General features: G+C 52.3%; 14 protein-coding genes. 6 read left to right on the top strand and 8 right to left on the bottom strand.

The window, feature by feature from the left end; translation table 11 throughout:
• The first annotated feature begins 21 nt into the window (after positions 1–21).
• From JYE50_RS02395 to JYE50_RS02370, 6 genes are all read left to right on the top strand, one after another.
• Positions 22–786: an ABC transporter ATP-binding protein gene (locus tag JYE50_RS02395; protein WP_084094123.1), complete on the top strand. Its 765-nt coding sequence runs from the start codon at positions 22–24 to the stop codon at positions 784–786.
• Positions 783–2,843, top strand: a complete 2,061-nt coding sequence (locus JYE50_RS02390; protein ID WP_084094121.1) for an ABC transporter permease — start codon at positions 783–785, stop codon at positions 2,841–2,843. The genes JYE50_RS02395 and JYE50_RS02390 overlap by 4 nt, the downstream gene beginning before the upstream one ends.
• 571 nt (positions 2,844–3,414) lie before the next feature.
• Positions 3,415–3,894 (top strand): DUF2975 domain-containing protein, encoded by a 480-nt coding sequence (locus JYE50_RS02385; RefSeq protein ID WP_084094119.1) that lies wholly within the window; start codon positions 3,415–3,417, stop codon positions 3,892–3,894.
• 12 nt (positions 3,895–3,906) lie between these two features.
• A complete protein-coding gene (locus JYE50_RS02380; protein ID WP_084094117.1) occupies positions 3,907–4,128 on the top strand; it encodes a helix-turn-helix domain-containing protein in 222 nt (73 codons plus the stop codon).
• Between the two features lie 99 nt (positions 4,129–4,227).
• Positions 4,228–5,790 carry a leucine-rich repeat domain-containing protein gene (locus tag JYE50_RS02375; RefSeq protein WP_084094115.1) on the top strand — a complete coding sequence of 521 codons (1,563 nt, stop codon included), beginning with the start codon at positions 4,228–4,230 and terminating at the stop codon, positions 5,788–5,790.
• A gap of 76 nt (positions 5,791–5,866) precedes the next feature.
• Positions 5,867–6,442 (top strand): hypothetical protein, encoded by a 576-nt coding sequence (locus JYE50_RS02370; RefSeq protein WP_084094113.1) that lies wholly within the window; start codon positions 5,867–5,869, stop codon positions 6,440–6,442.
• A gap of 75 nt (positions 6,443–6,517) precedes the next feature.
• Here the strand turns inward: JYE50_RS02370 and JYE50_RS02365 are convergent, their stop codons facing one another.
• From JYE50_RS02365 to JYE50_RS02330, 8 genes are all read right to left on the bottom strand, one after another.
• Complete coding sequence (locus JYE50_RS02365) at positions 6,518–7,504, bottom strand: alpha/beta hydrolase (protein ID WP_084094111.1); 987 nt, start codon at positions 7,502–7,504, stop codon at positions 6,518–6,520.
• A gap of 25 nt (positions 7,505–7,529) precedes the next feature.
• Positions 7,530–8,402: a hypothetical protein gene (locus JYE50_RS02360; protein WP_084094110.1), complete on the bottom strand. Its 873-nt coding sequence runs from the start codon at positions 8,400–8,402 to the stop codon at positions 7,530–7,532.
• A gap of 18 nt (positions 8,403–8,420) precedes the next feature.
• Positions 8,421–9,320: a phosphotransferase gene (locus tag JYE50_RS02355; RefSeq protein ID WP_084094108.1), complete on the bottom strand. Its 900-nt coding sequence runs from the start codon at positions 9,318–9,320 to the stop codon at positions 8,421–8,423.
• 13 nt (positions 9,321–9,333) lie between these two features.
• The gene (locus JYE50_RS02350) at positions 9,334–9,912 is read right to left on the bottom strand and encodes a hypothetical protein (RefSeq protein ID WP_084094106.1); all 579 of its coding nucleotides are present in this window, start codon (positions 9,910–9,912) and stop codon (positions 9,334–9,336) included.
• A gap of 17 nt (positions 9,913–9,929) precedes the next feature.
• Positions 9,930–10,550, bottom strand: a complete 621-nt coding sequence (locus JYE50_RS02345; protein WP_084094104.1) for a GNAT family N-acetyltransferase — start codon at positions 10,548–10,550, stop codon at positions 9,930–9,932.
• Positions 10,551–10,572: 22 nt separating this feature from the next.
• Positions 10,573–12,060, bottom strand: coding sequence for a redoxin family protein (locus JYE50_RS02340; RefSeq protein WP_179138158.1), 1,488 nt, complete (start codon positions 12,058–12,060; stop codon positions 10,573–10,575).
• Positions 12,053–12,493 carry a hypothetical protein gene (locus JYE50_RS02335; protein ID WP_084094102.1) on the bottom strand — a complete coding sequence of 147 codons (441 nt, stop codon included), beginning with the start codon at positions 12,491–12,493 and terminating at the stop codon, positions 12,053–12,055. The genes JYE50_RS02340 and JYE50_RS02335 overlap by 8 nt, the downstream gene beginning before the upstream one ends.
• A gap of 113 nt (positions 12,494–12,606) precedes the next feature.
• On the bottom strand, positions 12,607–13,488 hold the full coding sequence (locus tag JYE50_RS02330; protein WP_283399131.1) for a DMT family transporter: 882 nt from the start codon (positions 13,486–13,488) through the stop codon (positions 12,607–12,609).
• Positions 13,489–13,494: the final 6 nt, after the last annotated feature.

The raw sequence follows: 13,494 nt of genomic DNA, 5'->3' as shown, positions 1-13,494 counted from the left end.
AATGCAAGGAGGTACCCGTTAATGAGTCTGCTTGAAGTCAAAAGTCTGAAAAAAGTTTATAAAACACGTTTCGGTGGTCAGTCTGTCGAAGCGCTGAAGAATGTTAATTTCACCGTGGAGGAAGGCGAATACGTCGCCATCATGGGTGAAAGCGGTTCCGGTAAAACCACCCTGCTGAACATCCTGGCTGCGCTGGACCAGGCCACCTCCGGCACCGTGCTGCTGGACGGTAAGGATTTCTCCAAAATCAAGGAGAACGAAGTGGCTTCCTTCCGCCGGGATAATCTGGGCTTTGTTTTCCAGGAATTCAACCTGCTGGACACCTTCACCCTGGAGGATAACATCTACCTGCCCCTGGTACTGGCCGGCAAGGGCTATCAGGAAATGAAGGCTACTCTTATGCCCATCGCTGTATCCCTGGGAATTGAAGACCTGCTGAAAAAGTACCCCTATGAAGTTTCCGGCGGACAGAAGCAGCGTGCGGCCGTTGCCCGTGCTCTCATCACCCAGCCCCGGATCATCCTCGCCGATGAGCCCACCGGTGCCCTGGATTCCAAGTCTTCCGATGAACTGCTCAGCCTTTTCGCGGATGTCAACCGCATGGGTCAGACCGTCCTTATGGTGACCCACTCCGCCCGTGCTGCCAGCCGTTCCGGCCGCGTGCTCTTCATCCGTGACGGTGAAGTGTTCCACCAGCTGTATCGCGGCGAAGAATCTGATGAACTGTTCTATCAGAAGATCGTTGACACCCTGACCCTGCTGGCCCGGGGAGGTGAGCGGGCGTGAAGAAGCTCTTCTATCCCCGCCTGGCCTGGGAGGGTCTGCGGAAAAACCGTCAGCTCTCCAGGCCCTATCTGCTGACCTGCGTCTGCATGGTCGCTGTGTTCTACATCCTGTCCTTCCTGGCTTCTCCGATAGTGCTTCCCCTGATACCGGTAGGTGCCAGCATCGTTTTCGAAATCATGAACCTTGGCCGGTATGTCATCATGGCCTTTTCCCTGATCTTCCTGTATTACACCTATTCGTTCCTGCTTCGCCGCCGTTCCCGTGAATTCGGCCTGTATAACGTGCTGGGCATGGGCAAACGGAACCTGGTTCGTATCATTACCTGGGAGAATGTCATCACCTTTGCTATTGCCATGACCTGCGGCCTGTTCCTGGGTATTCTCCTGTCCAAGCTGGCGGAACTCGGACTGGTCAACCTGCTGGGAGGCACCATCGACTTCGTTTTCCGCGTTGATTCAACCGCGATCTGGCAGACGGTCCTGTTCTATGCCATTATCTTTGGCCTGCTCATGCTGTCCGCGGTCATCCGGACCGTCCGTGCCAATGCAGTTTCCCTGATGAAGACCGAGAATGCCGGTGAGAAGCCCCCGAAGGGCAACTGGCTGTTTGCGATCCTGGGTGTGCTCATTCTGGGCGGCGCTTACTATATCGCCATCACCGTCAAAAACCCGGTTACCGCGATCCTGCTGTTCTTCGTTGCTGTGCTCATGGTCATCCTGGCCACCTATCTTCTGCTTGTCACAGGCAGCGTAAAGCTGTGCCGCATCCTGCAGTCAAATAAAGGCTACTATTACAAAGCAAAGCACTTTGTCTCGGTTTCTTCCATGGCTTTCCGTATGAAACGGAACGGTGCCGGCCTGGCCTCCATCTGCATCATCGCCACGATGATCCTGGTCATGCTTTCCACCACCACCTGTATGTGGTTCGGCGCGGAAGATTCCCTCAGAAAAACCTTCCCCCGTGAGATCAACTTCACTGCCAACCTGAACAATCCCGAAAAGCTGACAGACGGCACACCGGACAAGGCTGCTTCCATGATCCTGGATGAGCTTCAGAAAAACGGTATTGCCCCGAAGAACATCCGGGAGCAGAAGCTGATCGACCTGAGCGGTGTCCGGAAAGACGGTTTGATCCAGTGCGATTATGAAACCGCAAGCATGGGAGCCGATTTCAACTCCCTGCTGGAGATCTACATGGTGCCTGCCGATTCCATTGAAACTTCGGACAACAGTCTCCTGGATCTGGCTGCTGATGAAGTTGTGGTAATCACAGACGGCATGGACTATACCGATGATACCCTGACCCTGGCCATGGGTGAAAAGACCCGCAGTTGGAAGATCCGGCATTATGAACGGAATGATACCAACGGAGATACTTCCTCTATGGGCTTTCCGACCATGACCGTTGCCGTGGCCGACCTGGCCGCCGCGGTCAGTGGTCTGGAAGAAGCTGACGATGAAGGCCGCATGAAGTTCCAGTCCCAGTGGTATTACAGCTTTGACACCGGCCTGTCCGATGCTGAGAATACAGACCTGCATGTAACCCTGAGTAAGAACGTCAGGCCTGATCTCAATAACCTCTTCACGGAAGATGCCACCAGATGGATATCCATAGATACCCGCGCCGAAGGTTCCGCTGATTTCTATGGCACATACGGCAGTCTCTTCTTCATCGGCATCCTGCTCAGCATCGTCTTCGTCTTCGCCGCTGTGCTGATCATCTACTACAAGCAGATCTCCGAAGGCTATGAAGATGCCAAACGCTTTGATATCATGCAGAAGGTTGGTATGACAAAGAAGGAGATCCGTTCCAGCATCAGCTCCCAGCTGCTGACAGTCTTCGCCCTTCCGATGATCTTCGCCGGTATGCATCTCATCTTTGCCTTCCCGATGATCCGGAAGATGCTGGCCCTCCTCCATCTGACGAACGTTGACCTCTTCATGCGCACCACCATCATCAGCTTCGTAGTCTTTGCCATCTTCTACGGCATCGTCTACGTCCTGACCTCCGGTATCTACTACCGCATCGTCAGTGGTGCCACTGATCAAAATGCTTAATCATTTTGATCAACTCTTCAGTTGAGGAGGCATCAGCGCTTTAGACTGATCTGTCAGTGCTTCAGCACTGATAACAGATCGTCCATGCAGGTGTCAATGCTTTAGCATTGGTAACACCGAGCCATTCGATGCGAATGCCTCCCATGCTACAGCTGTCAAAGGTCTGGAGCGTTAGCGAACAGAGCTTTGGGCGAAGAGCCGATGACCGCCAGTGGCGGAAATCTCATCGGATCTGAGGTCAATCGAAAGGGAGTAATCTCCACAGTGTGGAGTTACGACCATTGAGATTGCGGAACACAGCGATCGCACTTCACTTTTCACTCAAGCCTGCCGTTCGGCAGGCTTTTCTCTTACTCCCTGCACCCCGAAACGAATAAGTGAACCGCGGGACGGTTCTCCGCGTTACCGCTTGCCGGGAACGTGAGAACCGTCCCGTCCGTTCGCGTTATGTCTGTCCTTCTGTCACCCGAAGGCTTTTTGTAACTCAGCAATTTTTTATCGTTTCTCGATATTTTTCTATTGACATTCATTTTCTCTCATGCTATCATCCTCTCATCAGGAGGTGTTTGTCATGAATCAGAATAAGCTTTCCGTTTACCTGAAGGTCATTCTCGCTGTCATCGGCGTCTGTGGCTTAGTCGTATATTTCCTCATTCTTCCCACCTGCGGTGAATCTCTTCACGCCAGCTTCCCGGAATTTGCCGCCTGGCACTGGCCCTGGCTGATCTTTCTCTGGGTCACTGCCATTCCCTGCTATGCGGCGCTGTTCTTCGGCTGGCGGATCGCCTGTAATATCGGGCAGGATAAGTCCTTCTCCCTGGAAAATGCCCGTCTGCTGCAGATCATCGCCTGGCTGGTTGCCGGTGTCACCCTGTATTACTTCATCGGAAATGTTGTGTTCCTGTTCCTGAACATGAATCATCCCGGCATTATACTGATCGCCCTGCTGATCTGCGCCGTCGGTGTGTCCATCACCATCGCCGCCATCTGCCTGTCTCACCTGGTTAAAAAGGCCGCGGATCTTCAGGAACAAAGCGACCTGACAGTGTAAGGAGGGATAGCTATGGAAGGTGAAATCATTTTCAACATAGATGTCATGCTGGCCAAACGCAAGATGAGCCTTAATGAGCTGTCCCAGCGCGTTGGCATTACCCCGGCCAATATGTCCGTTCTCAAAACCGGCAAGGCCCGTGCCGTTCGGATCAGTACCCTTACCAAACTCTGTGAGGTTCTGGACTGCCAGCCCGGTGACCTTCTCGAATACCGCAAGGCAGACACTCCGTAACCATCTGTTTTCCGAAATACTGTTTCATCACAAAGGGATCCGGGTTCGGCATCCCTTATTCAATTGTACACTTTCCCACAGAAAGAAGGTTCCACAGGAATGAAAAAACATCCCGCTCTCCTCTTCATTCTGTTCCTTTGTCTGAGTGTTTTTATCATCCTGTTTCTCTGCCTTCTTCCTGATAAAGTCTTTGACCCGTCAAAAGAGCCAAGGGCTGCGGAACCTTTTGATATCAGTGACTTGCTGTATAAGCCCCTGAAAGATGGCACCCTGGAAATCACCAAATACCTGGGAAACTCTGATGATATTATTCTGCCTTCGGAACACAATGGAATTCAAATCACAAGTATTGGTTCGTATGCTTTCTCTGAAAACAAAAACCTGAAAAGCATCACTCTCCCGGATGGTATTACCACGATAGGATGCAGGGCTTTTGACAGTTGCATAAGTTTGACCGAAATCATTATTCCGGACAGTGTCACAGCCATTGAAAAATCAGCGTTCTATAACTGCAAGTCCCTCGCTGTTATCCGGATCCCGGACAGCGTAACACGGCTGGAAGCAAATCCGTTTACCGGCTGTAATCAGCTGGATGTTATCCTCTCCCCGGATCATCCTACCCTGACCTTCTCAGACGGTGTCCTGCTGACCCGGGATGGTACCCGCCTGATTGCCTATACCCACTCCCGTATCAATCAGTCTTTCACCCTTCCGGAAACCGTCACAGAAGTCGGAAACCGTGCTCTGGCCTTCACAGAATTAACGGATATCACCATCCCCGAAGGTGTAAAGAAAATCGGTGAATGTGCTTTCAAATGGTGTTCGCTGACGTCCGTTACGCTTCCGGACAGCGTGGTTTCCCTTGGAAAAAGCGCTTTCATAGGAAGCGATAACCTGACATCGGTCAGGCTTTCCGGTTCATTAACCAGCATTGAAGATTGTACTTTTGAAAAATGCGTCTCTCTGTCGTCCATTATCATTCCCAGAGGTGTAACCGCCATCGGTGATTATGCTTTCTACCGTTGTTATAAACTGAATTCCGTGATTCTTCCCGGTACCGTGAACACCATCGGTGAATACGCTTTTTGCTGCTGCAGCCAGCTGGAATCGATTGTTATTCCCGGCAACCTGAATACTGTAAATGAATATGCTTTCAGCTGGTGTGAAAAACTGAATTCCGTGATTCTTCCCGGTACCGTAAACACCATTGGTCAATATGCTTTCATAGGTTGCCATCAACTGGCTTCAATTTTTATTCCCGATAGCGTGAAAGCCATTAGAGGGCACGCTTTTGAGAATTCCGGCCTGACATCTGTCACATTACCTTATGGACTGACATCAATCGAAAGAGACACTTTTTGTAATTGCAAAAGCCTTGTATCAGTAACCATTCCCGAAACGGTACTCAATATCGATTCCGGCGCCTTTGACAACTGTCCTCTTTTGACAGACATTGTCATTCCCGACAGTATAACCCGTATCGAAAGCTATGCTTTTTCCCGTTGCCCTTCCCTGTCTGCTCTGGTTATTCCTGAAAGCGTAACCGAAATCGACGACAATGCCTTCTCCGACTGCGAAAGTCTTATCATCACCGTCACTGGCAATTCCTTTGCGGAAACCTATTGCCGGAAAAACAACCTGAAATACGTCCTTTCAGACTGATATCTTTGCCATCAGCATTCTCACCGGATTTTCGGTCACAGCCCGCAGCCTGATGATATTAGAGGAGAAACACCCAATGAAGAAAGCACTTGCTTATATCCTGTCCTTATGTCTTCTGTTATCTGCCCCTGTATATGCCGACACTGCTGATCTGCCGTTTGCTTCCATTCCGGATACTCCTCCCGGCATGCAGGCCTGCAGCATTGAGGACTTTGTCTATTTCATATGGGATGATTGGTCTGAATTTGAATCGGATCATAGCATGAAAAAGGCCATAAACAAAGCTTATCATCTAAATTCGGAAGCACCGGAGCAGATCCATGTTTCTTATATTGATTGTTTTGAAACAGTAAAACTCTCACCGGACGAAATCATGTCCTATGTGATTTTATATACCATTATGTCTCATACAAATTCAGACGCGGAATTGCCGGTTTATGAGCAGATTCGCCTGCGTAATATAGAAGGCATGATGGTGTCTGAAAATGGAACCGCAATATGGATGTCCCAACAGGGGAATGATGTAGTTTGTATCATTCTTGATAATACTGATTTATCCGGTCCTGAATGCCGTTCCAAAGTCCTGCATGTCCTTGGCGTGACCGAAAATCAGATTGAAATCATACAAACCGGCAATACGAATATTCTCTGATTCCAGCATCCATATCAATTCAAAAAAACCGCACCTTTCGGTGCGGTTTTTTCCGCAATTGTTCATTGTTCATTGTTAATTGTTCATTGATTGAACCCATCTCGCCGCTCTCTCCGTCCATCCTTCCATGCACATGCCCGTACCGTCCGCGAACCCGTGTCCGCCTTCCGGTCCGATCTCCAGCCTGCAGGGAATGGACAGTTCTTCCAGTGCCTTTGCCAGCTTCCTGGAGTGGTTCGGATTCACCAGGTCATCCGTGGCTGTGGCGAAGATTGCGCTGGGCGGGAATCCCTCCGCGTGTTCCGGAATCTCATATTCACTCTCCGCTGCTTCTGCCTGGGTGCATCCGTAAAGGTCCATGGCATCCTCCGGATCCGCCTGCCAGACCAGCATCGTTTCCTTAATGCTCGTTTCCGCATAAACAGGGAAGCAGGCCTGCGGCTTCGGCAGTCCAAAGGCCGGATATCCCATCTTTGTATTCCACAGGCAGATCAGGTATCCGCCTGCAGAGAATCCACAGGTAATATACTTGTCCACCTGTACATGGAATTGTCCTGCCTTTTCCCTGATCAGCTTCAAAGCTCGGGCAAAATCTTCCATGTTCTTTTTCATAAGATTGTCCCCGGTATCCACCTGGTAGGTCAGCACAAACACATGATAACCCAGCCGGTTGAACTGATCCGCCACAGGCCAGCCTTCCGTCAGGCTCCATACGTTCATGAATCCGCCGCCGGGCATCAGGAAAATGAACGGACGTTCATCCGCTTTCGGATCTTCAGAAGAGAGCCGGATAATGTTTACACCTCTGCGTGCCTCATCCTCATCGCATTCTGCTTCGCTGTACAGCGGGTAATACCAGTCACCGCTGTCCGCCGCCCTGTACAGGCAGCGGAATCCGTTGCCGATTTCCCCGAAAAAGATATATTCATCCTTTATCTGTCTCAGTGTCTTGTTCCACAGGTCTTCCTGGCTCAGATCCCTGTTTCGGATCGCGTCCTTCGCGATCTGTTTGATCTTCGGATTGCTCAGCAGTTCTCCCAGTGTATTCTGTTCAAAAGCCATTCTCTGTTTCCTCCGCTCTGTATTTTTAGACGTTCCTGTCCAGTATGGTTTTGATATAAGTTTCCAGATCTCCGGGATACTCATCCCGCATGACCTCTTCAGTAAGGGACCTGACAGCCATTTCCTCAAACGCGTTCAGGATCCCCCTGTCACTTCCGGCCTGATAGTACGATTCATCTATCGTTTCATCTGCCGGCCTTTTCGCAAGGATCAGTTCTTTCTGCGCTTCTACAGCAGGATGCACCACATGATGCAGGAATTCATGGATCACGGATCCTGCCTGAAAGGCTCCGGAGGTAAACACAAACCGGTCACCGTCCAGGTGATAGTCTGAGGAATACACGCATTTGATCGGGTTGACGCAGATCCGGATCTCCTTTACCGGTGAATCATACCGGCCGGTGCAGGTTTCCAGGCATCTCCGGATCATATCCAGTTCTTCCCTGCAGGCATCATTCTGCCCGGCAATCCATTTCTTTTCCCATTCCATATAGCCTGAAAAGCCAGTATCCGCAAGGACGTTTCGAAGCGCCTCCGGGAATCCCTCCAGCCAATCCCACAGCCCGCTGTCCCTTTCCCGGTCCGTAATGTTTCCTGCGGAAAAGATTCTCCGCCGCAGCCCCTCCATGTCCCTGTATGCCGTCCTGCTGTCATTCAGGAAGAACGTGGCCGCTTCCAGGATAAAGGCCCGTGGCCAGTAGGGATACACCTCGCAGGTCTTCTGTTTCGTACCGGAAAAGAAGTCGTTTGCGGTTCCTTTTCCGGTGAGCTTCATCAGGGCATTCACATGCTCGCTGCTGCGCTCAATGGAATAGAAATCATAACCGGACTGCAGCAGTCCATAATAGATTGCTGAGATCTCAGGTATCTGGATGATCCTCATTTCGTCCGATTTCATTTTCGTTTCCTCAGTCGGTTATTCCTGTCCGGTCAATTCCATTGCCAGGGCTTCCGCCCGCTTATAATACTTCTGGAATTCTCCGTCCCTCTGCTTTTCCGGATCCCTCAGCCAGAATCCCAGCACCATCACATATTCATCCAGGAGTGCCAGCCTGATATCCCGTTCAAACACGTTTCTTGCCGGTTTTGTGTCCAGGCGGTCATAGATTGTGTTGATAAACAGTTTCCGCTGTGCCGCTGTCAGCCTGTATATGTCGGATTCCTCTTCACCGGAATGGGCGATGAACCGCGCGATGTCCAGCGCGTACGGCATAAATCCGCCGTATTCCCAGTCTATGATATAGACCCGTTCCCCTGTATAAATGCAGTTGATCGGAACAAAATCACCGTTTCCCAGGGTGAGCGGCATCTCTTTCAGCCGTTCCAGGAATAACTGATATGCCTGCCGCAGTAGCGGTTCGTTTTGCAGGCATGCGCTGCGCTTCTCCCTGTATGCGATCTCCTTGTCGCATATAGTCCGGTCATACTCTTTCCCTATGGGAAACGCGTTCATAATCGCCGCCAGTGATTCTGCTGCCGCGGTAATCCCTTCATCTGTCGGGTTCTTCAGGTCTTCCCCTTCGATGTACTCCGACAGCATATATCCGTCCTCAAATCCGTATACTTTGGGAAGCGGCAGTCCTTCGGGACACATCCCGTAAACCGCCTTCTCAGCTTCGCAGCATTTTTCCCCGTCCGGTTGTTTCAGGACAAGCGCCCCGCCGGGATATACGATTTTGAACACATCATAACACTTGTGTTCTTCCCCGAAATCATCCCGGAACCGGTAAGCCTCAAACTCGCTGATCCCCGCCAGTTTCAGGAGCACGTCCTTTATTCCGGATACGTCTTCCGTTTTTTCCAGATACACACTCATTGCTTTACTCTTTTCAGTCTGTCAGGTCTTTCACGATCTCCGGAAAACAGCCGCGGATAAAATGCCTGTATTCCGGATGATCCGCCGCTTCCATATATTCCTCCCGGATCGTCCGTTCGTTCCATTCCCGCATCTTTTCCGGCATTTCATCATACCGCTGGATAACGATCAGGCCTTCCCGTTCCGCTTCGAGGATCGCCTCATAGGCATCCGGCACAAACTCCACACCGGTCACAGGCACCGGCTGACTGCTGGTGGCCGCGTCCGGGATTTTTACTTCAAACCCGGAGTCAGTAATGCTATCGGCATAGTAGATATATCCGGATACGCCCTTATAGGTTTGCGCCAGCGCGTCCGGATAATACTCCTGAATGCACTGCCGCCCGTCTTTGGCAAACCCGTAGGGTCCCCATTTCTTCCATACGCCGTCCCAGGCAAATCCGGTATCCCTGCAGTACTTCTGGATCGCGTTGCTCAGGTATACAAGCACATTTTCCCGTTTCGTCGAGAAATAGATCAGCGGGATCCCGTGGTTGGAGATTCTCGGCTCCAGTACTTTGATATTTTTTACCTGTGAAGCGTGATAATACATTCTTCTCTCCTGTTCGTTCAGTCCTTCCGGACAACATGCCAGGTTACCGGGTTCCCAAACCCGCAGGCACAGTACAGCGCATATGGATTGTCCGGATTGTTCACTTTCCCGGATACCGTGACGAACTTTGCTTTGTCCTTCATCCTGTAAAGCAGTTCCTTCACGATGTATTTCCCCAGGCCTTTTCGCTTATATTCCGGGGAAACCTGGATCCACTCCAGGATCCCTTCCCCGATCCGGGCATCCAGCTCAGCAATGCCGGTGGCGGCAATCTGCCCTGTTTCCCTGTCCCGAACCGCGATCCACAGTGCCGGGTCATAAACAGGCAGTTCCTTCCGGGCTGCCATTTCTTCCGGCGTCACGCCTTCTTCCCGGTAGCAGCTGTTAATATGCTCCGCGTATTCCTCCGTGCCGCATTCCGCCGTCTCAAACGCGGCAGGCAGCTCCGGCCGTTCAGTATTCTGCGGGAAGCACACCAGCCTGAAATACGATTCATCTGTTCCGTCCGGTTTTTCAGCGATGAACTTGTCTTCCCGCAGGACGGAGATACTTTCGGGAACCCGCACCTGCTCTGTCTTCCAGAACGGAAGGGCGGACGCGCGGCAGGGATCCTGGATATATTCCTCCGCTCTCATCATCTCATCCTCCGTATATTATCCTTTATTCAGATGCTTTCTGATACAGTGATTCCAGCTCTTCCGGCGTCACGGAACTGACACTGTTATAGATCACTTCGCCCTTCCGGTTCAGCACAACCGTCTGCGGAAGCGTTGTCGTTCCGCCGATGATCTCCTTCACCGGATCCCCTTCGCCGTCTGTCGCGCAGGGCATGGCCAGGCCGAAGCTTTCCAGGTATTCCTCCGGATCCGTCACGATCATGCTCGGATGGATGACGATCATGGCAATATCGTCCGGATGGGCCAGGTACAGGTCATTAAAATACGGCAGTTCCTCAATACAGGGTGTACACCAGGTGGCCCAGCGGTTGATCACAACCACCTTGCCCCGGGTATCCGCCAGGTGGAACTCGCTTCCGTCGTAGCAGGTCAGCGTGAAATCAGCCAGCTGGTTTCCTTCTTCATAGCCGGTCGGCGCGTCGCTCACGGTCACCGTTGCCGCGGTCTGTTCCGTCTTTCGGATTGATGGATCCAGGAAGTTGAACCACACCAGCGCAAAGCACAGCACCGCCAGCGCGATGCCACGGAAGATCAGTTTCGCCTTACGGTGTTTGTTTTCCCGGACGCTGTCTCCCGCTGCCGCGGGATCATTGCCCTTCAGGGTGATCTTTCCGGCCTTCAGGGAAATAGCTCCCTGGCTGCAGTGATCCATGCACTTGCCGCATTGGATGCATTCACAGTCGCCCACCTGTTTCACGTCCATACCACAGTGACGCACACAGGTGCCGCAGCCGGTGCAGCGGTCCGCGTCCACCTTCACCCCGACGATACTGAAGCGGTTAAACAGGCCGTACAGCGCGCCAAGTGGGCAGATAAAGCGGCAGAAAGCCCGGTAGCAGAGAACGCAGGCCAGGAATACAACAAGCAGGATCACCCATTTATTGGTAAACAGGGCTCCCAGCATCCCGAACATCGATGTGTTGGCCGGGTTTGCCAGATGTCCAACAGCTCCTTCAGCCGTCCCCGCGGGGCAGATGAATTTGCAGAAGGCCGGATAAGGAAGGTCCTTTGTCAGCCCGTAATACAGCGGCAGGCCGATCACGAACACCGCCAGGATCACATATTTCAGCCGGGACAGCACCCGGGTCACCTTGCTCTTCCGGATCTTCAGTGTGGGGATCTTATGAAGCAGCTCCTGGATCAGTCCGAAGGGACACAGCCAGCCGCAGATGGTCCGTCCCAGTACGATTCCGAAAAGCAGCAGGATCCCCAGCACATACCATCCGGCCCGGTGGCCGGTGGAGGAAAGCGCGTTCTGAAGTGAGCCCAGCGGGCAGGAGCCGACCGCTCCCGGGCAGGAATAGCAGTTCAGTCCGGGAACACAGAGGGCTTTCGCCTTCCCTTCGTAGATTTTTCCTTCGATAAAGCCCCGCAGGTAAGCGTTATGCAGCATGGCCGCGTATAGCTGTACAAGCCGCCGTGTCGTCGGACGGCGAAACTTTCCGGATGTATGGACTTCGTTCTTATCCAAGGCCGACACACTCCGTACAGATATTGATTCCCTTGATCAGCACATCCAGGGCACTGCCGTTGCAGATCCCGGCGATAATCAGCAGCACAGCCGCGACGACAACAACTGCCTGCACAATCTTCGTGCTTTTCGTTTCTTTCTTTGGAGTCATGCGTCCTTCTGCCTTTGCGGGCCGGTCAGCATCGGGATCCTTCACTTTCACCGCAAGGCACATCAAAAGCAGGATTACGGAATTGGCAATAAGCGGCACTGCAGCGAACAGCTTCCGGGTCACTTCCTCCGCGGTGTAAATACTCTCCAGCGGATCCGCGGCCTTCCTTGCAGATCCTTCCATATAGATCCTGACAGCTCCGGCAGCGAGCACCGCCGCCAGCAGGATGCAGCATCCAGTCATTGCGATCAGCAGTATTTTCTTTCCGTTCGTACATACCACCTCCTGTTAATCATACGTTGATCAGTACCGGTATGTTCCGTATGTCTGTATGTATTCTGTTATTCCGTTGGGTTTCTTCATTCTCAGCCAGGCATGCCGCCCGCCTCTCCGGTTTATTCCTTCCGCCATTCCGCCGCGATCGCGGATCCGATGATCATCACCGCGCCGGCCAGGCCGGCCGTACTGAGCGGTTCCCTCAGGATCAGGGCGGACAGCAGCAGCGCGGTTACGGGATCAATATAGCTGAGCATGGCAATGGACTGTGCCTTCAGCCCGTCCATGCTTCCGAAATACAGCACATAAGCCAGTCCCGTATGGACAATCCCTGTGACCAGCAGCAGAATCGCCGTGGTTGCGCTGAATTCTCCTGTACCAATACCGCCTGTCAGCAGCATATAAGGGATCATCACCGCACCCGCGGAAAGCAGCTGGACCGTCGTTTTCCGGTATGGATCCATTCCGCTGATCTTCTTATTCAGGATGATCACTGTGGCATAGCAGACTGCGGCGCCAAGGCCCAGGAAAACACCCTGCAGGTGTCCTTCCGGCCGGTTTCCGCCTTCCGTCACGCCCGACACGAGCACCATTCCGATCACCGCGATCAGGGCGCATATCGATTTCCGGACCGTCAGTTTTTCACGGAAGAGCATTGGGGAAAGCAGCATCACGATCGTAGGCTGCATATAATAGCACAGCGTTGCTGTCGCGACAGTTGTATGATTGTACGCTTCGAAAAGCAGCATCCAGTTGATGCCGATAATGACACCGGAAAGAATGAGCAGAAAGATCGTTTTGCGCGGCAGTTTTTCGCCGTTCCGGTTCCCTTTCAGCCTGGTAAAGGCCAGCAGGATCATTCCTCCTAAAAGCCCGCGGAAAAAGGCAAGAAAAGCCGAGCTGACCGGGATATATCTTCTGAACAGGCCGATCGTACCGAAGATGAGCATGGACGCAACGATCATCAGCAGCGACCTGCGGTCATTCTGCCGGTTATCCATGTCCAT

The organism is Aristaeella lactis (assembly GCF_018118585.1).
Taxonomy (GTDB): Bacteria; Bacillota; Clostridia; order Christensenellales; family Aristaeellaceae; genus Aristaeella; species Aristaeella lactis.
Note: the sequence above shows the minus strand (reverse complement) of the source record. Positions and strands in the feature narration are given on the sequence as shown.